Genomic DNA, 20,593 nt, shown 5'->3' with positions numbered 1-20,593 from the left:
GGAGCTAAGCCTCCCTTTTTACTTTTATACTAGAGTCAAGGTGTCAAAACACTTGATTTTAGTCAGCCTAAAATAATCCTGCTTTCTACTGCTAAAAAAACGCTTTTTTTCGGGTGAATATCGTCTCGCCGCCCAATTGAATAAATCAGAATGCTAAAACCTCCAACGACCCGTTCTCGAAAGATTAGGCCGCTCGGGTAAAGAGCCAACAGTTTCCCTTCGCCATGACTCTAGATTGATGAACATGCAACGCAATAAGGCAAGCTTACATCCTGCCTTTCCGTTGTTCCATCTTACGTTTTTTATCTTCAATTTTTTGTTGGCGTTTTTGCGCCACTTCTTGCATTTTGAGCTGTTGATCCGGCGTCAGGATATTCCATATTTTGTGGCGGGTATGGGCAACATTAACGGCCAACTCTAATTGCATACTCTGCATGGTTTGATGAGACGCTAGCCATGCTTGTTGATTAAAATCATCTGCTTGGATTAGCTCGACTTGTTGTTTACGAAACGGTTTGCTCACTTTTTGTTGTTCTGTGATCTGTTCCTTTTGGCGATTGATAAGCGCTTCAATTTCTGAATACTGTTCTTGACTAAGATTTAGTGGTTCAAAACGACGCAAAGGTGCTCGATTGCGATCGCGTTTTTGACGTTTATCTACAAGGCTTTCGAACTTTTCTTGTTGTTGATCATCTAGTTGATTCCAAAGCGTGTTTTGGCTGACTGCGCGAGTAAGTGCTAACTTTTCTTTGGCTGTTTGCTTTTGCAAAATTAGTGCAGTGACAACCTCTTCATTCCAGTTTTGCGCTTGAATCGCGTTCTTTAGTTGCTCTTTAATTAACGCCTGATCCTGATGCACTGTTTGAGCATCACTGCGAACTTCTTGCATTAAATTTCGTACTTGAGCGCGCTGTTGGTCGGTTAAATCCAACTGTCTAAGGATTTTTTTCATTGGTGGTTGTTCAGCATTGTGGGCAATGACAGGTAGCGAAGTTATTAATGCTGCTGTCGCAACGGCTAGTAATGAACGCTGGAAAAGTGTTTTTGTCTGCATCATAGTATCCTTAAAATTGACCTATCGGTAATCGAAGCCATTGGAAATAACGTGGCAATGGCGACGGCTTTATTCATTGATGAGGATTATAGAAAAGTCAGTGCAAAGAAGTGTCTGGCGAGTGTAAAGCTTGTGTAAAGAGTGTTTGGCGCACTTCAAGCAAAAAGAGCACTCACTTAAACTGTGTTAAAACTTTAAGAAAAGAAACTATGCAAACAAAGACTCTGCTGATCATTGATGACGACAAAGAACTCACAACCTTATTGTGTGAATATCTCACGCCTCAAGGTTATGAAATTGATTTGGCACACGATGGTGAAGAGGGGTTAAACAAAGCCACCAGTCATAACCATTACGATCTGATCCTGTTAGACGTGATGTTGCCCAAACTTGATGGTTTTGAAGTGCTCAAACGTCTTCGACAAAGTCACTTGACTCCTGTGTTGATGCTCACGGCTAAAGGTGATGATTTTGATAAAGTGTTTGGGTTGGAGCTGGGGGCTGATGATTATTTGCCCAAGCCATTTAATCACCGAGAATTGTCAGCCCGAATCAAAGCCATTGTGCGCCGAATGGATTATCTTCCTGCAAGCAGTTCTCAACAACAAATTCAAATTGATGACCTGACAATTACACCGTCGACGCAATCGGTCAGTTGTTCAAACATCAACATTGAGATGACGGCAACCGAGTTTTTAATTCTGCATTTATTAATGATCAATAGTGGGCATATTGTCAGTAAACAAGATATCAGTGAAAAAGTCATGGGTAGAAAACTGATGGCATTTGACCGGAGTATCGATATGCACCTGAGTAACATTAGGCGCAAATTGGCCGAACATTCAACGCTAGAAAAAATCAAAACGGTCAGAGGCACAGGCTATTTGTTTGTGGCGCACACGTGAATTGGGTAAAAAAAGCTAACCCCATTAACAGTTTATTTGGGCGGATTTTTTTGTGGTTTTGGCTAGCGGCTATATTGTTGGTACTGATAGGGGCGTGGACGGCAAAGCAAGTATCAGGAAGTTACTCGGTTCGCCCGATTCAAGCTGAACATGCGGCGCAAATTGAACAAATCGCATTTCGAATAAGGGTGATTACGCAGCGCAGGCCAGATGCAAATTTGTCTTTGGTACTCAGAAGAGCAGGGCAACGGGACAAATTAGCGTTATTATTGATCGAGCAACAAAGTCGAGAATTTATCTATGGCTTTCCAAGACGTTTAGGCCCGTTGAAAGGCCCCTTTCTTGATCTCATTGAACAACAACAGGCATACAAAATTGACACCTCGGCCGGAGTTTTTTTCGGGCCACAAAAAATGGTCATCAATGGTAAAAACTATGCGCTATTTGCCGGCCGCCCTAAACCTACAGGATCCATTCGTCAACTTGCCAGAGCTAATCCCGTATTGCTAACCACTATTGCGCTAGTTATCAGCGCAGCGTTGTGTGCAATGTTTACCTGGACATTGGTTAAGCCTATTCGGTCGTTGCAAAAAAGTGCCAAGAAAGTGGCTCAAGGCGATCTTTCACAACAAGAGGATATTGCCTCAGTGCGCGGTGACGAATTAGGTGATTTGGGTAAAGGCTTCAATCAAATGACAAAACGTTTGAGTGACTTGATTGACGGTCAGAAACGTCTTGTTGCTGATATTTCTCATGAGCTTCGTTCACCTTTAGCGCGATTGCAGTTAGCCATCGGAATCGCCCACAATAATCAAGATACTATCCCGGACAACATTATTAAGCAGTTGCAAAGAATCGAAAAAGAAGCGACCCAAATTGACCACATGATTGAACAGGTGCTCAAACTGTCCAGGCTGGAAGCGAATGTGCCAGTGGATGATTTACAACAGGTAGATTTAGCGAGTGTGTTAGAGCCTGTGTGCAATGATTGTCGCTTTGAAGCACAAAATTTAGGTAAAGATTTGGATGTGCAAGATATTCCCCAGCTAAGACTGTCGTGTTATCCGCAATTACTCGCTAGTGCCGTGCGTAACCTATTAAATAACGGACTCAAATATTCTTCGACTAAAGTTGAAATGTCATTTGAGCAGCAAACAGCTAAACTAGTTATTCGTGTAAAAGACGATGGGGCAGGCGTAGACTCGGCTGACCTCACAAAAATGTTTGAGCCTTTTTACCGATCGTCTACTTCTCGAACCCGAGAAACGGGAGGAGTGGGATTAGGCTTAGCAATCGTCAAACAAGCTATTTTGTTGCATGGTGGAGACATCAAAGCGCAAAACTGTGTGAATAATGGTTTTGAAGTGGTGGTTACTATTCCCATCAACCAAGTTTAAATTAGAGAATATCTGTGATTGCAACGAGGAAATACGACATTGTTGAGCTGAAAGAGACGGAATCATTGCTTGATACCCGTTTTCAGCAATACATTGAGCCCTTTTGGCGCGAGCAAGTAGTCAACGGCTATTTTTCTGGCAAAGACAATATTCAGATTGCTTATGCCTTTGTGCTTCACCCTAATGCTCGTGGTTCAATCGCTATTTCTTCTGGGCGAATAGAAACCCTACTCAAATATAAAGAACTGATTTTTAATCTCTATAACGCCGGTTACTCGGTATTTATTCATGATCATCGAGGACAAGGTTTATCGGGACGAATGACTGCAAACACTCAGCAAGGGTATGTTGCCAGTTTTGACGACTACGTATCTGATTTTAAAATCTTCTTCGATCGCGTCATTGCGCCAAAAAGTGCAACCAAGCCAATTTTAATTAGTCATTCTATGGGCGCAGCGATTGCTAGTCTTTATCTGATTAAACATCCCGATGATTTTGAAAAATGCGTCATGTCAGCGCCCATGTTTGGCATTCGGCCCGCCCTACCTAACGTCATTGCCTATGCGCTGTTAAGCTTTCATATGCTATGCAACAAAGCACTGTCTAAGGAGCCTTGGTATTTCTTGGGGCAGGGTGATTATATGCCCGCAGATTTCAATAAAAATGTGCTGACCCGAAGTGAAACACGGTACAAAGTATTCAGAGCTGAGTATGAAGAAAACCCCTCGATTAAGCTGGGCGGAGTGACAAGTAAGTGGCTGTTTGAAGCATACCGCGCAATGTCGTTAATTTATCAAAACGCTGATTCAATTGTCAGCCCGGTGCTATTGCTGCAGGCTGGTGATGATAAGGTGGTTGATAATTGTCGGCAGGATAAAATGGTCGCTAAGTTACCCAACTGTAAACATGTTTACCTTGAAAATGCGCGACATGAGTTGTTCATGGAACTTGAAGAAACTCGAGATGAATGCCTTCGGGAAATACTCACTTTTATAGAAACTAATCCCTGAGCGCGTCTCTTTGCATACTTTCCTGGGTGTGCACCTACTACCCTTTCGATAATTGATAGACACAAATGTTGACCGCACTGGCCAAATTAAGTGAATCGATTTTACCACTGCCTTCAATAGTATAAGCGTCAGCGTTAAATCTTGCTAAAGCCTCCGCAGGCACTCCGCGAGCCTCATTACCAAATAAGTAGCAAGGATAGTGGGCAAAATCCTCTGAACTAATTTTGGCTCCATGCATATCAAGGTAAGCAAATTTACTAAATCGTGTATGCAAATCATCTAAGGCGACATCCAGTTCGATAGGCACATGAAAAATTGCCCCCATGCTTGAACGAACAACTTTGGGATTAAACGGATCCACACTATTGGCGCTGAGCAACAGACGAAAATCACCGAACCAGGCCAGAGTTCGAATAATTGTACCCAGATTGCCAGGGTCTTGAACTTCATGCAGGTAAATGCAACGCTCGTTTTGCTTGTTAACCGGCTTTTGCGATTGCAGAGCTGGCAGAGGAACACAGGCAACAATCCCCTGGGGCGTTTTTGTATTGCTCAATTGGCTCATCTGTTTGTTGCTAATCACAGATACCGTGCAATCCATTGTTAACTGGCTCGCCCATTGCTGATAATCGCTAGTGACGTAAAGCGAGATATTGTTTATCTGACGCTGATTGGCGGCGGCTTTTTGCAATTCGAGGACTAAATGTTCACCTTCAATAAGGTAATAGCCAAACTGAGACCGGTACTTTTTTTGATTGAGTTTTTTAACTTCTTCAAATTTCATTGCGCATTGCTCACATGGTCTGTTTTTAACCGCGTTTTGTGCAAATCCAGTAATACAGAGTACGTCATATAAATCTCAATCTAATATTCAATAGGAATGGCGTTGTTGCACAAGATTGTAACGGTAAGCCCAATCCAAGTCAGGGCTAAACCCTATAAAACCTACCTGAAATTTGCAAATACCTAGCGCAAGCTTACAATAAGCACCGTTTTAGCGAAATGAAAAGCAGATTTAATCCATGGCCCGATCAAAAACCAGTAAAAAATGGCTGGACGAACACGTAAATGACCCTTATGTAAAGAAGGCACAAATTGACGGATATCGTTCAAGGGCTAGCTATAAACTGATTGAAGTTAATGAAAAAGACAAATTAATCCGTCCGGGTGATACGGTCATGGATCTGGGCTCTGCCCCCGGAGGCTGGTCGCAAATTGTGGTGCCTTTAGTTGGTGAAAAGGGCACTGTCATCGCATCAGATATCTTGCCCATGGACAGCATAATGGGTGTCACCTTTATCCAGGGTGATTTCACCGAAGAAGCGGTATACGAACAAATTCTCAGTACTCTGGAAGGGGCTAAAGCGGATGTGGTAATTTCTGACATGGCACCCAATATTAGTGGTGTGAATGCCGCAGACCAATACGGCTCAATTTATCTCGTTGAACTCGCCTTGGATATGGCGCGCAATGTACTAAAACCTGGGGGAAGCTTTTGCGCCAAGGTCTTTCAAGGTGTTGGTTATGAAGAGTATGTTAAAGACGTACGCCAATCCTTTAACAAAGTTTTGGTTCGCAAACCTGCAGCGTCCCGCCCACGATCTCGGGAAGTGTATATTGTTGGTAAGGGTTTTAAAGGTTAAATCGAAGTTATGCTGGTTAGCACAACGCATTATTGAGATTCACGAATAAAGCTAATCGTCTTAGTGAGGCAAACAAATTGTCTCGGGCTGGTTGTTTTTTGGTACACTTTTACCAAGTTATTATTTTTTTAAGACACTATGCTAAACATTGTTCTTTTCCAACCTGAGATCCCACCCAATACTGGCAATATTATCCGTCTTTGTGCTAACACTGGATTTAAATTGCACTTGATTGAACCCTTGGGGTTCGATTGGGAAGACAAAAAAATCCGTCGCGCTGGGTTGGATTATCATGAGTTTGCAGAAGTAACGCGTCACAAGAGGTTGCAAGATTATCAAGAGCAGTTTGCAGGCAGTCGGATTTTTGCCTGCACTACCAAGGGCACTGCTAATTTTGCGCAGGTCAGTTTTAAAAAAGGCGATACCTTGTTGTTCGGACCTGAGACTAGGGGATTGCCCAACGATATCATCGAAAGTCTGCCTGAGCAGCAACGTCTGCGGATCCCTATGTTGCCCAATAGTCGCAGCATGAATTTGTCGAATGCGGTATCCGTGTTTGTGTATGAATCTTGGCGTCAACTTGATTTTGAAGGCGCGATTTAACACAGGGTTAAAACACTAACCCTACGTCACAAACATGTTATTTGATGGTGGGGTATCGTTATCAGCTTTCGTTGGTAGGTTGACGCCCTAGCAATGCGAAGGCAGCTTCTTTGGCAGGTTTATTCTCATAAAGAACTTGAAAAATCTGTTCGCTGATTGGCATTTCAATATCAAATTTGTCTGCCAGAATTTTAACCTCTTCCGTATTTCGGTAGCCCTCTACAACCTGCCCAATACTCTCGATAGCATTGTCTACACTCAACCCCTGTCCGAGCGCTAAGCCAAAACGTCGGTTACGAGACTGATTGTCTGTGCAGGTTAAAACTAAATCGCCGAGCCCAGCCATGCCCATAAAGGTTTCTGGTTTTGCACCGAGCTTAAGGCCAAGACGCGTTAGCTCGGCTAAACCTCGCGTGATCAGAGCGGTTCTGGCATTGGCGCCAAATCCCAGTCCGTCGGCAAGCCCAGCACCTATAGCGATAACATTTTTCACTGCTCCGCCCAGCTGAACGCCAATAAAGTCGTTGTTGCGATAAACACGAAAGCTCTTTGAACAATGAAGTTTGTCAGTGAATTGCTCGGCTAAAAGATTGTCTGTAGACGACAACGAAATCGCGGTAGGTAAGCCAGCAACCATTTCTTTTGCAAAGGTTGGCCCTGACAGTACAGCCATTGGCATCGTTTCGCCAAGTCTTTCGATTGCAACCTCTTGCAGCAATCTTCCGGTGTGAGGCTCCAATCCCTTTGTTGCCCAAATCAAACGATGGTCTTCTTGCAATAACGGTCTGATAGCATCAAGAGTTTGTGCAAACGCATGACTCGGCACGACAACTAAAATATCTTGGCTTTTAGCAATCGCCGCAGTTAAGTCTGATTCTATAACAAGGTCTTCAGGAAAGGTGGCATCAGGTAAGTAACGGGCGTTTTGCCTGGATGTGGCCATATCTGCCATTTGCTCAGCGTCTCTTCCCCACAAATAGGTTGTCACGCCATTACGAGCAAGACAAAAAGCAAGGGCGGTGCCATAAGACCCCGCCCCCAATACTGTTACGCTTTGTGAATCGAGTTGCTTCACAGTGACAAAACCTTAAGCGTCTAGCTTAGGTGCTTGCTCTTGTTGCTGTTCTGCACGCTTTTGCATGTACTGTTGAAATATCGCATCAAAATTAACTGGCGCAAGGTTCAACGGAGGGAAAGTACCACGATTGACTAAGTTTGAAATAGCTTCACGGGCATAAGGGAACAGCGTGTTGGGGCAGAAAGAGCCAAGCGTGTGCGCTTTATTTGCTTCGGGCATATCACCAACCAAGAAAATACCTGCTTGTTGTACTTCGCACAAAAATGCAGTCTCTTCTCCGATAGAGGCGGTCACCGTCACAGAAAGAATTACTTCATACAGGTTGGTTTCGATTTCAACAGTACGAGTGTCTAAATCCAATTTAACTTCTGGTGTCCATTCTTTCTTAAAAATAGCCGGAGAATTAGGCGTTTCAAAAGAGATGTCTTTGGTATAAATACGTTGAATTGCAAACTGTGCATTTTGTTGATTAGCCTGTGCACCTGCTGCGTTTGCTTGATTTTCTTCAGCCATTTTAACTTGTATCCTATGCTTTTCCCGGCTTATGCGCCGAGTAATTTATCTAATTTATTTTGTGATTCGAGTGCGAACATGTCGTCGCAACCACCAATGTGTTGTTGATTGATAAAAATTTGCGGGACAGTATAACCGCCGTTTGCTCTTTCTATCATGGTGTCACGTAATTCCGGCTGCTTATCAATTGGAAATTCTATGTACTCAACGCCTTTTTGTTCCAGCAGTGCCTTTGCTCGTTGGCAGTAGGGACAATAACCTTTAGTAAAAATTTCTACTTTACTCATCTTCAGCCTTCCAAATTACTTCGAGACAGGTAAGCTGGCGCCTTGCCAGGCATTCATACCGCCTTTTAAAACCGACACGTTAGGAAATCCTGCTTTGATCATGGCATTTGCCGTTTTCTTCGCGTTCATACCCATCGCACAAACTACTACTATGGGTTTATCTTTACTGTTTTCAAGTGACTTAAAGTCGCCCTGATTAATTAACTCTGGTTTTAATTGTTTGGCACCGAGGATATGGCCTTTCTTGTATTCCGCCGCTGGACGAATATCCAAAACATAGGCATCTTCCTTGTTCATTAAAATTGTGGCTTCGTGGGTACTAAGTTCTTTCACTTTTGACAATGCGCCAGCGATGTAACTGTATACCAACGCAACCACTAATCCTGCCCAAACAGCGGACAAAATCGGGTTGTTACCTGCAAATTCAATTAACTGATCCATTACTACATGACCCCTTGGCACAAAAAAAGAGTGCAAAGTATATAGAAAATCGACACAGAAACCAGTCCCAGAGCACCTTCAAACGACAAGAAAGACATAACTTATGGCGACAATGATGGACAATTCCTACACAAAGCCATTGGCAGTGAACAATTGCACAGGATAAACTGTAAGAAAATTACTGAAATCTATCATTGGAGCAATGTATGACTGACGCGAAAAAGCCGCTAGCACTTTTAATTTTGGACGGGTGGGGACACAGAGAAGACACTCATAACAACGCTATTGCTAACGCTAACACGCCAGTCTTAGATAAACTCACCGCCAACTACCCCAGTACTTTTATTTCGGGGTCTGGGTTGGATGTGGGATTGCCCGAAGGACAGATGGGCAACTCAGAGGTGGGTCATGTCAACTTGGGTGCGGGTCGAGTGGTGTATCAGGATTTTACCCGGATCAGTAAAGCCATCTCTGACGGAGAATTTGAATCCAATCCAGTTTTGTCTGCTGCGGTAGATAAAGCCGTGGCAACTGATAACGCCGTGCATATCATGGGGCTGATGTCTCCAGGTGGCGTACACAGCCACGAAGATCATATCTTTGCAATGATAAAGATGGCGGCAAACAAAGGTGCAAAAGCAATTTATTTGCATTGCTTCCTTGACGGTCGAGATACGCCTCCGCAAAGTGCAAAATCATCATTACAAAAAGCCGATGCTTTATTTGCCGATTTAGGTGTAGGCAAAGTCGCCTCTTTGGTCGGCCGTTACTACGCCATGGACCGTGATGAGCGTTGGGAACGTGTTGAAATGGCTTACAATTTGATTTGTGAAGGGCAGGCTGAGTTTCAGGCTGCCAGTGCTGTTGAAGGCTTAGAAGCCTCTTATTCACGAGAACTAAACGACGAGTTTGTTAAGCCAACCATCATCGGTGATGCAGTGACACTTAACGATAATGACACACTCATATTCATGAATTTCCGCGCCGATAGAGCTAGAGAAATCACTCGTGCATTTGTAGACACTGATTTTGATGGATTTACGCGTAAACGGGTGCCTAAGCTTGCTGAATTTGTCATGCTCACCCAATACGCTGACTCTATCGACGCGCCCGCAGCCTATCCACCTCAACCCTTGGTTAATGTAATGGGGGATTGGCTCGCACAGCATAATAAAACCCAGTTGCGTATTTCCGAAACAGAAAAATACGCTCACGTAACTTTCTTTTATAGCGGTGGACGTGAAAGTGTATACGAAGGTGAGGAGCGTATCTTAATACCGTCACCAAAAGTGGCGACTTATGATCTGCAACCTGAAATGAATTCTGAAGAATTGACAGACAAATTGGTAGAGGCCATCGAGTCGGGCAAATTCGATGTCATTGTGTGCAATTATCCAAATGGTGATATGGTTGGACACACGGGTGTGTATGAAGCGGCAGTGAAAGCCGTTGAAGCGGTCGACCACTGCATAGGCAGAGTGACTGAGGCACTAGCTAAAGTGGGTGGTGAATGTTTGATCACCGCTGACCATGGTAACGCTGAGCAAATGGTTGATGAATCGACGGGTCAAGCGCATACCGCGCATACCAGTGAACTTGTGCCTTTTATTTATTTTGGCCGTGATGCCGACACTCGTACAGGTGGAACCTTGAGTGATGTTGCACCGACCATGTTACATTTGATGGGAATGGAGCAGCCTCAAGAAATGACAGGCACACCCATAGTTACCCTAAAATAGGCTGATCTGGAGCCCGACTTGATCTTAGGCAGAACATTCATTGTGAAATCTATCGCGCTGTGTTTAACAGCGCTTTTTTTATTTCATCCCGTTGATGCCCAGCAAAACGAAGAGCTCAAAGAAATTCAGCAGCAAATCAAACAAAAGCAGGAGCAAATTGAAAAACAACTTGCCCGTGCCAAGCAATTGCAAGCGCAACTCAAAGCCGCAGAGCTGAACATTTCGCGAACCGCTAAAGAGTTGGATAAAACCCGTCAAGAACTGACCTCAAATCGGCAGCAACAATCCGAGTTAACCGAAGAACAAGAGCGTCTTTTAGCGGATGTGAAAAATCAACAGCAAGCACTTTCTAGTCAATTCCGAAGCATGTACATGAGTGGCGACTATGACTTTGCAAAAATGCTCTTCAATTTAGAAGACGCATCTAAACTTGAACGCACGTTTAGTTACTACCAGTACTTATCAAAAGCGCGAAAAGAGCAAATCGATCAATTCAGGGCTTTGGTTGCTCAGTTCAAACAAGTGAGTGAATCTCTGACACAAAAACAACAAGAACTCACTGTACTAGAGAAAACCCAACAACAGCAAAGCACGCAATTGGTGCAACAGCAAGGCTTACGCAAGTCGACGTTGCAACAAATTGAACAACAAATTGATTCTGAAGCGGCTCAAATTGAGCAATTACAGATAAACGAACAAGCACTACTCAAAGCTATCGAAGAGGCGCAGCAGGAAGCGCAGCAAAGACCTGTCAATTTGACCGGCCTGGCTTCTTTACGGGGAGCATTGTTATTGCCAACCCAAGGGCGTATTCGGAAGATGTTTGGCCGAATTCGACAAGGCCAGATCCGATGGAAAGGCGTACTGTTTAATGGCAATACAGGGGCACCTGTTCGCGCTGTTCATGATGGAAAAATACTCTATGCCGACTGGCTCAGAGGGTTCGGCTTAATGACTGTCATTGATCATGGAGACGGTTATATGACCTTGTACGGACACAACCAGGCGTTATTAAAAAATGTCGGTGATGATGTGCAATCGGGTGAAACCATCGCGTTGGTCGGGCAAAGTGGAGGCCAGAGTTCTCCAAATCTCTATTTTGAAATTCGTCATAAAGGTAAACCTATTGACCCGGCCAAGTGGCTTAAGTTGTAGGCTAATACCAAAAACCACTCAATTCGCTGCAAAATAAACCAACAATGCTAAACGCGCTCTAGTAATATACAACGTGTTGGATATACTCAAGTATATAAGCGCAACTTGTCAGATAACTATAATAATTATACAAATACGTCCGTGCGAATATTACCTATATCTATACTAAAAAAATGCTTAGTTACCCTAAGTGTCCTTTCTTTTTGTTGGAGCTCACAGGCTGCAGAAATCGCGCTTATCATTGACGATATGGGCAACACCAAGCGCGATGCGCAAGCATTTGAACTACCCGCTGAAGTGGCTTTTTCGATTCTACCTATGACACACCTCTCTGAACGATTTTCACGCAGAGCGGCAAGCCAAAGGCGTGAGGTGATGTTACACATCCCTATGGAATCTTTGGGAGGGAATCAACTAGGGCCCGGTGCATTGACCGCTGATATGTCTCAGGCCATGTTGCAACAAACGTTAAAACAAGCGTTGGCGACTGTACCTGATGCGATTGGCGTGAATAATCACATGGGGAGCAAACTCACACAGTTAACTTATCCCATGCATGCAACGATGGATTTTCTAATTCAGCATGAACTGTTTTTTGTCGACAGTCGCACAACCCGTTATAGCAAAGCTGAAAGTATTGCTCGCGATTATGGTGTTTTGAGCATTAAACGAAATGTGTTTTTAGACCATGATCGTCGAATGGAACAAATAGACGCACAGTTTCAACGCTTAATTAGATTGTCAAAAAAATACGGTTTTGCTGTTGGCATTGGCCATCCCTATCCACAAACAATTGAATATCTAAAACAGGCGCTGGTAGACATCGAATCCAAGGGCGTGCAACTCAGTCCCATCAGCGATTTGTTGCGACTGCAAGATATGGCACTAAATCCTTCAAAAATGGATCCACAAAAAGCTGAATTAGATTAAATACACCAACAAAAAAGGATATTTATGGCTGCTGCAAATTTGCTCGCTTTAATTGACGACATCGCCACTATTTTGGACGATGTTGCCGTTCTGTCTAAGGTCGCAGCGAAGAAAACTGCAGGCGTTCTAGGGGATGATTTAGCGCTAAATGCCGAACAGGTTTCGGGTGTAAAAGCAGACAGAGAGTTACCTGTCGTATGGGCGGTTGCCAAGGGCTCGTTTCTTAATAAATTAATTTTAGTTCCTGCAGCGCTGTTAATTAGTGCTTTTTTGCCAGTGATGATCACTGTATTAATGGTCATAGGTGGCTTGTTTCTGAGTTATGAAGGCTTCGAAAAAATCATGCATAAGTTTTTGCATGACAAAGCCGAATTGAAATCTGAACATGACAAAAAACTCAAGGCTGTCGCTGACCATCAGATTGATTTGGTCGCTATGGAAAACGATAAAATTAAAGGTGCAATCCGAACCGATTTTATCCTTTCCGCAGAGATTATTGTGATTGTATTAGGCACAGTACAAAGCGAACCTTTTACTACACAAATCGCAGTGCTGTCGGGTCTCGCTATTCTCTTCACCGTTGGCGTGTACGGATTGGTTGCCGGAATCGTTAAACTGGATGATGCTGGTTTGTATCTTTTGCGCAAATCTGTATCAGGCGGGTTTAATGGTTTTCAACGTTGGTTGGGGCGCAGTATTCTAATTATTGCACCCAAATTAATGCATCTGCTGTCGATCGTGGGCACCGCAGCAATGTTTTTAGTAGGTGGCGGCATCCTAGTGCACAGTGTGCCTTTTTTGCATCACATTTCACAAGATTTTGCTGCTTGGTTTAATCAAATGATAGGAAATTGGTCGCAGTCTATTATACCAATTCTGTTTGATGGTGTTGCCGGCGTGGTTGCTGGCGCCGCTGTGCTGGCTTTGGTGATGGGTGTTAACAAAGTTAGAAAATAGGTTGTTCTGATTTCGGTGCTTGGGGAATCCCTCAACACAACGTCTTTCCCGAGCGCTCTTATCGGGAATCTCTCAAAAAAATCCCCAGCACTAAGGCTGGGGAAACACTTAAGCGTTGGGTTAACCCAACTTCAGGACACACACTTAGAAATTAACTTGGAATCCAAAGTAGTAGTAACGTCTAATCGCGTCATACACATCGGAAGCCGTATTAGTACCTGTAATGTCACCAGGAACACCTTGACCTAAGAAAGGAGGCTCTTTGTCGAAGATGTTATCGACACCTGCATATAACTCATAGTTTCCATTTTCACCTAAGGCATAGCGCATCTGGAAATCATGGTAGGCATAAGAACCAATTTCGCCAAAGTTTTCTTTTTGGTCATTTTCAACAAACACTCGATCGAGATAACGGGTGGACCAAGAGAAAATAAACTCATCCCACAGGTAGGTGGCATTAAGATTTACTTTCCAGTCTGGAGCCCCTATCTCGCCTTGGCTGTCTACCGTTTCACCGCCGGAAAAAGGTAAGAAATCGTTCGACAAAGAGTGGTTGCCCACTACCCCAAGGCGCAAATTACCTGGACCCAGATCAAATGCATAGTCCGCTGTGAAATCAACCCCCGATGCTTCGAACTCTGCTACGTTGATTGCTAATGCATTAATACGTAAGACCAATCCAGTATTGGGATCTCGCTGTATCAAGCTACAGAATGGATTGTTTGGAAAGTTAGCTTGGCGCACACATTGATCAACGGTAGTTTGCGCAGTAAAACTATTGATCGCATTGTCGATAGTGATTTTGTAATAATCCGCAGTAAAGCTGAATCCTTCCAGATCAGAAGGCGTATATACAAATCCTATGGTTGTCGCATCTGCTTCTTCTTCATTAAGATTGGGGTTGCCTGCTGACAAGCCTCCAGCACTGCGGATGTTCAAGCCGAAGGGATCCAAGGTAGCGGTGCCATTGATCGTCGCACAATTTGCTTGAACGGTAGCGGATTGCGCTTCATAGGTTTCGCCGGTTGAACTCGTACCGCCCTGACCGCCAAATGCGCACGGATCAACAAAGTTTCGGAACGTTTCACTTCCAGGATTAAACAACTCACCGATGTTAGGGGCTCTTACTGCAGTTGAAACACCACCACGTATTTTCAAGTCTTCGATTGGAGACCAATCTAACGATACTTTGTAGGTACTCGCTGAACCTATGGTGCTGTAATCAGACGTGCGATAGGCAAGTTCTAAACCGAGATAATGTGCAAAAGGAGCATCAGCAATAAGAGGTACTATTGCTTCAACAAAAAACTCATTAACATCATATTCGCCAACAGTGTTAGGCGTTGTATTGCCAGACGTTAGTCCGGATTGAGCAAGAGAGTCAGAATTGAACTTACTTTCTTCTTCTCGCCATTCATAGCCAAAAGCAATACCAACATCACCCGCGGGAAGCTCGAAGGCAACCCCAGATATCGTCGCACCAAAGGTTTGTTGATCCATACGAGAGGTTAATTGACTGTCAACGGAAACCCAGTCAAGTGCAGCGCCGCTTATAGAACCTGCCCCAAATACATTGATCGGCACACAACCAAGGTCACGGGCAAAAGAATCACTACATTGGAACCCGCCTGCACCGTCGTCTTCTACTCGGAGTCCGTTGTAGAAGTTCAGTGTATTAAATACACCACCATTGGTTTGATCTTGGCCGAAGTTTCCGTATTGGTAATACACTTCATAATCGAAATCATCATTGATGATCCCCTCCAATCCTATTGCCGTTCTGAACACTTTGCGCTGCACATCACTGGTACGAGGGCCGAGTTCCACAAATCGTCTAAACATTTGTATCTCAGTTGCCCCCGGACTTGCAGCTTGAACGGCAGAAAGTAATTCTGGTGGGATGAATGGGTTTTCGATAGGAATACGAATGTTCGAAACACTATTTCCTACTGATACAAAGTCACCAACAATGGATGGTTCCAATCGAGACTCTGCTTGCGATTCGACGTAGGTAGACTCACTGAAAAAATTAAAGTGCTCGTTAATTTCGTACGTGACGTTGGCGCTAAATTGTGTACGCGTCGTCGGTACACGAATGATCCTTACCTGGTTACGGTTAAAACCATCTTCCGCTGCAACGAAGTTTTTATCCCAGAGTCCAGTATTGTCATCTTGTGTAACAAAACCTGTGCCAGGTACAAAGAAATTTCCCTTTGGACCAAAGGTACTATTGGTTGCATCATTGGCTGATAATTCTCGGTCACGAGAGTTCAGTATCCCTCTGTCACTATAACTCAAGTGAATGACTGCATTGCCTTTGTCGTCATCAAAATTACCCCCAGCTGTCAGGGTAAAATCGGTCTCGTCAGCACCGCCTAAGTCAGAAGCACCCATGCGGCCGGTAATTTCTATGCCCTCGAAGTCGTCCTTCATGATGAAGTTGATAACACCGGTAATAGCTTCTGAACCATAAACCGCCGAAGCACCGCCTGTTACAATTTCCACTCGTTCAACCAAGTTAACCGGGATCATGGATACGTCGACCGTTGGAGATCCTGCATTACCCCCAACATGGCGTCGGCCATTGACCAACACTAACGTGCGGTTAGAGTTTAAGTTTCTCAAGTTTACCGTGTTGATCCCTGATGTGGTGGTTCTGAAGTTAGAAGCGGAATCTGTCGTACCTGGGATACCTGCAGACGGAAGCTCATTCAGGAATTGGGCAACATTATTCGCACCACTTATTTCTATGGCCACCTCATCAATTATATTAATTGGAGAGGTAGCAACTAAGTCTTCGCGCTTAATCCGTGAACCAGTTACCGATATCTTTTCCACAGTTGCTGAATCCTCAGCTTCTTGTGCCATTGTAATATTGGATGTGAAGGCTAATGATGAACCTGCTGCCAAAAGCAAAGCACATTTCACCGAATTAGCTATTCGATTGTTTTTAAACATGTTTATCTCCCTGCTCGTCGCTTTAAAATAGCAACGATGATTTTTTATTTTAAGGCAAAAAATTGTGCCTAAAGGCAGGGTAATTTGGATTGAATACTTGACACTAGTCGCTTTATTTGAACTGCAGGATAGGTGTGACTGAATAGTGGAAATCCCGGTTGAATGGGGGAGTATGCAACAAATTGTTTCTGTAAACGGAGACTTTTCATTGATAACCGGTTTAGCTCGTCGCAAATATACTGTCGACCACCGCAAACTTAAAAAATACAGGCTGATGAGGCATTGTTAGCGGAACATTTTGAAACAAGTCCAGTTGTGTTCTAGGATTTGAATACCTCAGATTTCAAGAATTGGCGAATTATGTCTGAAAAGTTGGTTGCCACCGTTTCCTTGTACGAACAATTGTTTAATCATCTGCACGAGCCTGTATGCGTGTTTGATACGGATGACAATGAAGTTTTTTCAAATTCAATTTTTGTCGCAATGGGTTCTGACTTTAAACAAGACATGCTACAGCAGTGGGCGAATAGAAAGACAAAGGCCCTAAAGCATTGTTGGGTAAACAACAGGTTGGTACGTTTTGCAGAATTTGCAAATGGTTACGCGTTTATCGTCAATGATACAGACAAAGAAAACTCAATTGCAGAGGTGACGTTGCGCAAGTTGTCAGAGGCAATGAAACATTCTGACGATATTTATGCGGCGACCGCCGAAGCTATTTCCGAATGTTTGCCTTGGAGATGGGTGGCGATCACGCGATTTAAATCTAAACATCGCTTGGAAGTGCTTACCTTTTTAGATAACCATGAAAAAATGCAAGAAACCGAATACGATATTGTCGGTACACCTTGCGAGATGGTCGTAGATACCAATAGTTTTACATTGTTTTCTGACGTTCTAGCGGCCTTCCCGAATTATCAATCTTTGCATGAAATGGGCGCCAAAACTTATGCTGGTCTTGTCTATCGTGGTGCTGATAATCAGCCATTGGGACATGTTATGGTGATGCACGATAAACGGGATGTTGATTTTACGCTGGCCGAAGATGTTATAAGTGTGTCAACTTTGGCGCTGGCATCCCACTTTCAACTGCATAACGCTAAAAGCCAACTCAAAGAAGTACAAGAACAAGCTAAAGTGGATGCATTGACCGGCATTGGCAACCGCTTGGCCTATGACAGTATCCTGAATTACGTCGAATCTACCCAACATCTGCAACGTGCCCACGACTGGACAATCGCCATCATAGATTTAGACGGACTAAAACCGCTGAATGATAATGTCGGCCATAACGCAGGCGATCAATTCATTCGCTTGATGGCAACGGAACTGGATAAAATCGGAAGGCAAGATGATCACGCATTTCGTATTGGTGGCGATGAATTTGCAGTGATTTTTTCGCAAAGTACTCCTGCCTTTATCAGCTCTCTTATTGGTCGGTTTAGCAAAGCCATTCATCGTGTTCGTACCGCTATGCAATACCCAGTCAATGCAAGTATCGGTTTTGCCTCACTAAGCGAAGCTGAAAATGATATTGAAAAGTGGATAGCCCTTGCAGATCAACGAATGTATCGCAATAAAAAGTCGAAAAAAGACGCAAATTTAACCGCAGTAAAGGTAAATTATGTGGGTGATCAATGAGTAACTACAATTGTATTCCTTATCATGAGGCCGAAGGTCAACTGAAGTGTGTATATGATGATATTTTACAATCTCTGAATATAACCAAATTGCCCAATTGGGCAACACATCTTGGTGAATCCCCTGAAATACTCGAAAGTTTTTGGAACATGTTTAAGTCGGTATCTTTTGGCGGAAGAGTATCGACATTATTATTAGAGTTAATTTATTTTAGTATTGCCCACCACAGACACGCACCCTACTGCATAGAGTTGCATGCCAGTAATGCTTTGCGACTTACTGAGGCCTTAAGTTTTGATGATTTAGTAAAAATCGCCACCCATCAGTCCAACGGCATTTTACCAGAATCCTATCAAGTGGCTGTGGCAGTAGCCGTTGAGTTAAGTTTGAAAAAATGTGTAGTCGAAAAAGATATGGTAAACCGATTAAAGCAAGTCGATTTTGATCAATTGCAAATTATGGACATATTCACCGCTGTGTCTATTGCCCAAATGTTTAATACTTACACTTTTGCTGCCGCTTTACCGATTGATCAGGGTATTATTGCACCTCGTGACTAGGAAATTTTCATTACATGTTGAACGCCCAGACTACTCTATTCGCTGCAAGACTTGGCAAATTGCTTGACCAACTAAATTTATCTATTAGTTGCGCTGAGTCCTGTACGGGCGGTGGCCTTGCCTACGCAATAACCAGTGTGGCGGGCAGCTCTGGTTGGTTTAAGCAATCCTATGTTACCTATTGCAACGAGGCTAAAACGCAGATGCTTAACGTCCCAGTCAAAACGCTAAATGAAGATGGCGCTGTGTCTCAAGCCACGGTCGAGTACATGGTAAAAGGCTGCGCACAGGCGGCATGTGCAGATGTTGCAGTATCAATCAGCGGCATAGCTGGTCCTGGCGGTGGCTCTGCAGAAAAACCGGTTGGTTTAGTTTGGTTTGGTTTTTTTGTGAACGGAAATATCCTTACTAAACACGTAATATTTGACGGGGATCGTAGTTCGATTCGATTACAAGCGATTGATTTCGCTTTGGGCAAGATAATTGAACAAATCGAAAATTCAAAGTAATCAGAATCTTAGTAAATTACAAACACGAATTATTTAAAAAAAGTGAAAACTGCACTTGTAACTGTATAATCATACAGTATACTTCTCACCATAGATTTTCTTGAATACTAATAACGCTTAATCGAAGGATAACTCGATGGACGATAATAAATCTCGCGCGCTTTCAGCTGCCCTTGGGCAAATCGAAAAACAATTTGGTAAAGGTGCAATTATGCGCTTGGGTGACAACCAGGCGCTTGATATTGAAGCGGTTTCAACCGGTTCATTAACAATTGATATTGCACTAGGAATAGGCGGTTTACCTTGTGGGCGGGTTGTTGAGATTTATGGTCCTGAGTCATCAGGTAAAACGACGCTGACATTACAAGCCATTGCCGAAGCACAAAAAATGGGTAAAACCTGTGCGTTTGTTGACGCTGAGCATGCGTTGGATCCAGTTTATGCATCCAAGTTAGGTGTTAATATCGATGATTTGTTAGTTTCTCAACCAGACACGGGTGAACAAGCGCTGGAAATCTGCGATATGTTAGTTCGCTCAGGCGCGGTTGACGTCGTAGTGGTTGACTCGGTTGCTGCACTGACACCTAAAGCTGAGATTGAAGGTGACATGGGAGATTCTCACGTTGGTTTGCAAGCACGGCTAATGTCGCAAGCTTTGCGTAAACTAACAGGTAATATTAAGCGTTCTAATACATTAGTGATTTTCATCAACCAGATTCGTATGAAAATTGGCGTCATGTTTGGTTCACCCGAAACCACAACAGGTGGTAATGCCCTTAAATTCTACGCTTCCGTTCGCTTAGATATTCGTCGTATTGGCGCAATCAAAGACGGTGACGAAGTGGTGGGCAATGAAACCCGAGTGAAGGTCGTCAAAAACAAAGTTGCTCCACCATTCAAACAAGCTGAATTCCAGATCATGTACGGTCAAGGCATATGTAAGGAAGCTGAGCTGATCGATTTAGGCGTGAAGCAAAAATTTGTTGAAAAAGCCGGTGCATGGTATAGCTACAACGGCGAAAGAATTGGCCAAGGTAAAGCTAACGTAGTGAAATATCTTAAAGAGCACACAGATATGGCTGATGATATTGAAAGACGCCTTCGCGATGAGCTTTTGCTATCAAAGACAGTTAAGCCGGAAGAGCCAATTGAATCAGAAGACGTATTGTAACGTCAGTTAGATACACCTCTCCTTAGCGTGAGCTTCCCCGTC

At 43.6% G+C, this 20,593-nt stretch carries 20 protein-coding genes; 13 read left to right on the top strand and 7 right to left on the bottom strand.

Translation table 11 applies throughout. From position 1 onward, the window contains the following. Positions 1-265 precede the first annotated feature (265 nt). On the bottom strand, positions 266-1,057 hold the full coding sequence (locus FM019_RS10855; RefSeq protein ID WP_143835960.1) for a Spy/CpxP family protein refolding chaperone: 792 nt from the start codon (positions 1,055-1,057) through the stop codon (positions 266-268). A 206-nt stretch (positions 1,058-1,263) separates the two neighbouring features. On the opposite strand from FM019_RS10855, the gene FM019_RS10850 reads away from it, so the two are divergent. From FM019_RS10850 to FM019_RS10840, 3 genes are read left to right on the top strand one after another with little or no spacing between them, the layout of a single operon-like run. Then, positions 1,264-1,959: a response regulator transcription factor gene (locus tag FM019_RS10850; protein WP_143835959.1), complete on the top strand. Its 696-nt coding sequence runs from the start codon at positions 1,264-1,266 to the stop codon at positions 1,957-1,959. Continuing rightward, on the top strand, positions 1,956-3,356 hold the full coding sequence (locus tag FM019_RS10845) for an ATP-binding protein (protein ID WP_143835958.1): 1,401 nt from the start codon (positions 1,956-1,958) through the stop codon (positions 3,354-3,356). Before FM019_RS10850 ends, FM019_RS10845 begins: the two co-directional genes overlap by 4 nt. Positions 3,357-3,370: 14 nt before the next feature. Beyond that, positions 3,371-4,366 carry an alpha/beta fold hydrolase gene (locus FM019_RS10840; RefSeq protein WP_143835957.1) on the top strand — a complete coding sequence of 332 codons (996 nt, stop codon included), beginning with the start codon at positions 3,371-3,373 and terminating at the stop codon, positions 4,364-4,366. Between the two features lie 37 nt (positions 4,367-4,403). Here FM019_RS10840 and FM019_RS10835 read toward each other — a convergent pair whose 3' ends face one another. Then, on the bottom strand, positions 4,404-5,150 hold the full coding sequence (locus FM019_RS10835) for a TrmH family RNA methyltransferase (protein ID WP_143835956.1): 747 nt from the start codon (positions 5,148-5,150) through the stop codon (positions 4,404-4,406). Positions 5,151-5,388: 238 nt separating this feature from the next. Between FM019_RS10835 and rlmE the strand changes: the two genes are divergently transcribed. Then, a complete protein-coding gene (gene rlmE, locus FM019_RS10830; RefSeq protein WP_143835955.1) occupies positions 5,389-6,009 on the top strand; it encodes a 23S rRNA (uridine(2552)-2'-O)-methyltransferase RlmE in 621 nt (206 codons plus the stop codon). Positions 6,010-6,147: 138 nt separating this feature from the next. After that, on the top strand, positions 6,148-6,612 hold the full coding sequence (trmL, locus tag FM019_RS10825) for a tRNA (uridine(34)/cytosine(34)/5-carboxymethylaminomethyluridine(34)-2'-O)-methyltransferase TrmL (protein WP_143835954.1): 465 nt from the start codon (positions 6,148-6,150) through the stop codon (positions 6,610-6,612). A 61-nt stretch (positions 6,613-6,673) separates the two neighbouring features. Here trmL and gpsA read toward each other — a convergent pair whose 3' ends face one another. Genes gpsA through FM019_RS10805 form a run of 4 tightly spaced genes read right to left on the bottom strand, consistent with a single transcriptional unit; the run spans position 6,674 to position 8,931 of the window. Continuing rightward, positions 6,674-7,687 (bottom strand): NAD(P)H-dependent glycerol-3-phosphate dehydrogenase, encoded by a 1,014-nt coding sequence (gene gpsA, locus FM019_RS10820; protein ID WP_143835953.1) that lies wholly within the window; start codon positions 7,685-7,687, stop codon positions 6,674-6,676. Between the two features lie 12 nt (positions 7,688-7,699). Next, positions 7,700-8,203: a protein-export chaperone SecB gene (gene secB, locus FM019_RS10815; protein ID WP_143835952.1), complete on the bottom strand. Its 504-nt coding sequence runs from the start codon at positions 8,201-8,203 to the stop codon at positions 7,700-7,702. 29 nt (positions 8,204-8,232) lie between these two features. Further along, positions 8,233-8,490 (bottom strand): glutaredoxin 3, encoded by a 258-nt coding sequence (gene grxC, locus FM019_RS10810; protein WP_143835951.1) that lies wholly within the window; start codon positions 8,488-8,490, stop codon positions 8,233-8,235. A gap of 15 nt (positions 8,491-8,505) precedes the next feature. Then, positions 8,506-8,931 carry a rhodanese-like domain-containing protein gene (locus FM019_RS10805; protein ID WP_143835950.1) on the bottom strand — a complete coding sequence of 142 codons (426 nt, stop codon included), beginning with the start codon at positions 8,929-8,931 and terminating at the stop codon, positions 8,506-8,508. A 206-nt stretch (positions 8,932-9,137) separates the two neighbouring features. Here FM019_RS10805 and gpmM point away from each other — a divergent pair, with 206 nt between their 5' ends. The 4 genes from gpmM to FM019_RS10785 all read left to right on the top strand — a co-directional run bounded on the left by gpmM (position 9,138) and on the right by FM019_RS10785 (position 13,712). After that, a complete protein-coding gene (gpmM, locus tag FM019_RS10800; protein WP_143835949.1) occupies positions 9,138-10,670 on the top strand; it encodes a 2,3-bisphosphoglycerate-independent phosphoglycerate mutase in 1,533 nt (510 codons plus the stop codon). 18 nt (positions 10,671-10,688) lie between these two features. Continuing rightward, positions 10,689-11,825 carry a murein hydrolase activator EnvC family protein gene (locus FM019_RS10795; protein ID WP_313901690.1) on the top strand — a complete coding sequence of 379 codons (1,137 nt, stop codon included), beginning with the start codon at positions 10,689-10,691 and terminating at the stop codon, positions 11,823-11,825. 141 nt (positions 11,826-11,966) lie between these two features. After that, a complete protein-coding gene (locus FM019_RS10790; RefSeq protein WP_143836142.1) occupies positions 11,967-12,755 on the top strand; it encodes a divergent polysaccharide deacetylase family protein in 789 nt (262 codons plus the stop codon). Positions 12,756-12,779: 24 nt separating this feature from the next. Continuing rightward, complete coding sequence (locus tag FM019_RS10785; RefSeq protein WP_143835948.1) at positions 12,780-13,712, top strand: DUF808 domain-containing protein; 933 nt, start codon at positions 12,780-12,782, stop codon at positions 13,710-13,712. A 144-nt stretch (positions 13,713-13,856) separates the two neighbouring features. Here the strand turns inward: FM019_RS10785 and FM019_RS10780 are convergent, their stop codons facing one another. Further along, complete coding sequence (locus FM019_RS10780) at positions 13,857-16,670, bottom strand: TonB-dependent receptor plug domain-containing protein (protein ID WP_143835947.1); 2,814 nt, start codon at positions 16,668-16,670, stop codon at positions 13,857-13,859. Positions 16,671-17,030: 360 nt separating this feature from the next. Here FM019_RS10780 and FM019_RS10775 point away from each other — a divergent pair, with 360 nt between their 5' ends. The 4 genes from FM019_RS10775 to recA all read left to right on the top strand — a co-directional run bounded on the left by FM019_RS10775 (position 17,031) and on the right by recA (position 20,551). Beyond that, positions 17,031-18,311 carry a GGDEF domain-containing protein gene (locus FM019_RS10775; RefSeq protein WP_143835946.1) on the top strand — a complete coding sequence of 427 codons (1,281 nt, stop codon included), beginning with the start codon at positions 17,031-17,033 and terminating at the stop codon, positions 18,309-18,311. Further along, positions 18,308-18,871: a carboxymuconolactone decarboxylase family protein gene (locus FM019_RS10770; RefSeq protein WP_143835945.1), complete on the top strand. Its 564-nt coding sequence runs from the start codon at positions 18,308-18,310 to the stop codon at positions 18,869-18,871. The genes FM019_RS10775 and FM019_RS10770 overlap by 4 nt, the downstream gene beginning before the upstream one ends. 14 nt (positions 18,872-18,885) lie before the next feature. After that, on the top strand, positions 18,886-19,380 hold the full coding sequence (locus tag FM019_RS10765; RefSeq protein ID WP_143835944.1) for a CinA family protein: 495 nt from the start codon (positions 18,886-18,888) through the stop codon (positions 19,378-19,380). Positions 19,381-19,516: 136 nt separating this feature from the next. Further along, positions 19,517-20,551 carry a recombinase RecA gene (recA, locus tag FM019_RS10760; RefSeq protein WP_143835943.1) on the top strand — a complete coding sequence of 345 codons (1,035 nt, stop codon included), beginning with the start codon at positions 19,517-19,519 and terminating at the stop codon, positions 20,549-20,551. The last annotated feature ends 42 nt before the right edge of the window (positions 20,552-20,593 follow it).

The organism is Aliiglaciecola sp. M165, from assembly GCF_007197995.1.
Classification (GTDB): domain Bacteria; phylum Pseudomonadota; class Gammaproteobacteria; order Enterobacterales; family Alteromonadaceae; genus Aliiglaciecola.
Note: the sequence above shows the minus strand (reverse complement) of the source record. Positions and strands in the feature narration are given on the sequence as shown.

Bases quoted from the DNA above. Each gene is read 5' to 3' on its own strand.
- FM019_RS10765 (WP_143835944.1), top strand. From the start codon at position 18,886: ATGTTGAACGCCCAGACTACTCTATTCGCTGCAAGACTTGGCAAATTG.
- trmL (WP_143835954.1), top strand. From the start codon at position 6,148: ATGCTAAACATTGTTCTTTTCCAACCTGAGATCCCACCCAATACTGGC.
- FM019_RS10805 (WP_143835950.1), bottom strand. From the start codon at position 8,931: ATGGATCAGTTAATTGAATTTGCAGGTAACAACCCGATTTTGTCCGCT.
- FM019_RS10775 (WP_143835946.1), top strand. From the start codon at position 17,031: ATGTCTGAAAAGTTGGTTGCCACCGTTTCCTTGTACGAACAATTGTTT.
- FM019_RS10850 (WP_143835959.1), top strand. From the start codon at position 1,264: ATGCAAACAAAGACTCTGCTGATCATTGATGACGACAAAGAACTCACA.
- gpmM (WP_143835949.1), top strand. From the start codon at position 9,138: ATGACTGACGCGAAAAAGCCGCTAGCACTTTTAATTTTGGACGGGTGG.
- FM019_RS10770 (WP_143835945.1), top strand. From the start codon at position 18,308: ATGAGTAACTACAATTGTATTCCTTATCATGAGGCCGAAGGTCAACTG.
- FM019_RS10785 (WP_143835948.1), top strand. From the start codon at position 12,780: ATGGCTGCTGCAAATTTGCTCGCTTTAATTGACGACATCGCCACTATT.
- FM019_RS10835 (WP_143835956.1), bottom strand. From the start codon at position 5,150: ATGAAATTTGAAGAAGTTAAAAAACTCAATCAAAAAAAGTACCGGTCT.
- rlmE (WP_143835955.1), top strand. From the start codon at position 5,389: ATGGCCCGATCAAAAACCAGTAAAAAATGGCTGGACGAACACGTAAAT.
- recA (WP_143835943.1), top strand. From the start codon at position 19,517: ATGGACGATAATAAATCTCGCGCGCTTTCAGCTGCCCTTGGGCAAATC.
- FM019_RS10855 (WP_143835960.1), bottom strand. From the start codon at position 1,057: ATGATGCAGACAAAAACACTTTTCCAGCGTTCATTACTAGCCGTTGCG.
- secB (WP_143835952.1), bottom strand. From the start codon at position 8,203: ATGGCTGAAGAAAATCAAGCAAACGCAGCAGGTGCACAGGCTAATCAA.
- FM019_RS10780 (WP_143835947.1), bottom strand. From the start codon at position 16,670: ATGTTTAAAAACAATCGAATAGCTAATTCGGTGAAATGTGCTTTGCTT.
- grxC (WP_143835951.1), bottom strand. From the start codon at position 8,490: ATGAGTAAAGTAGAAATTTTTACTAAAGGTTATTGTCCCTACTGCCAA.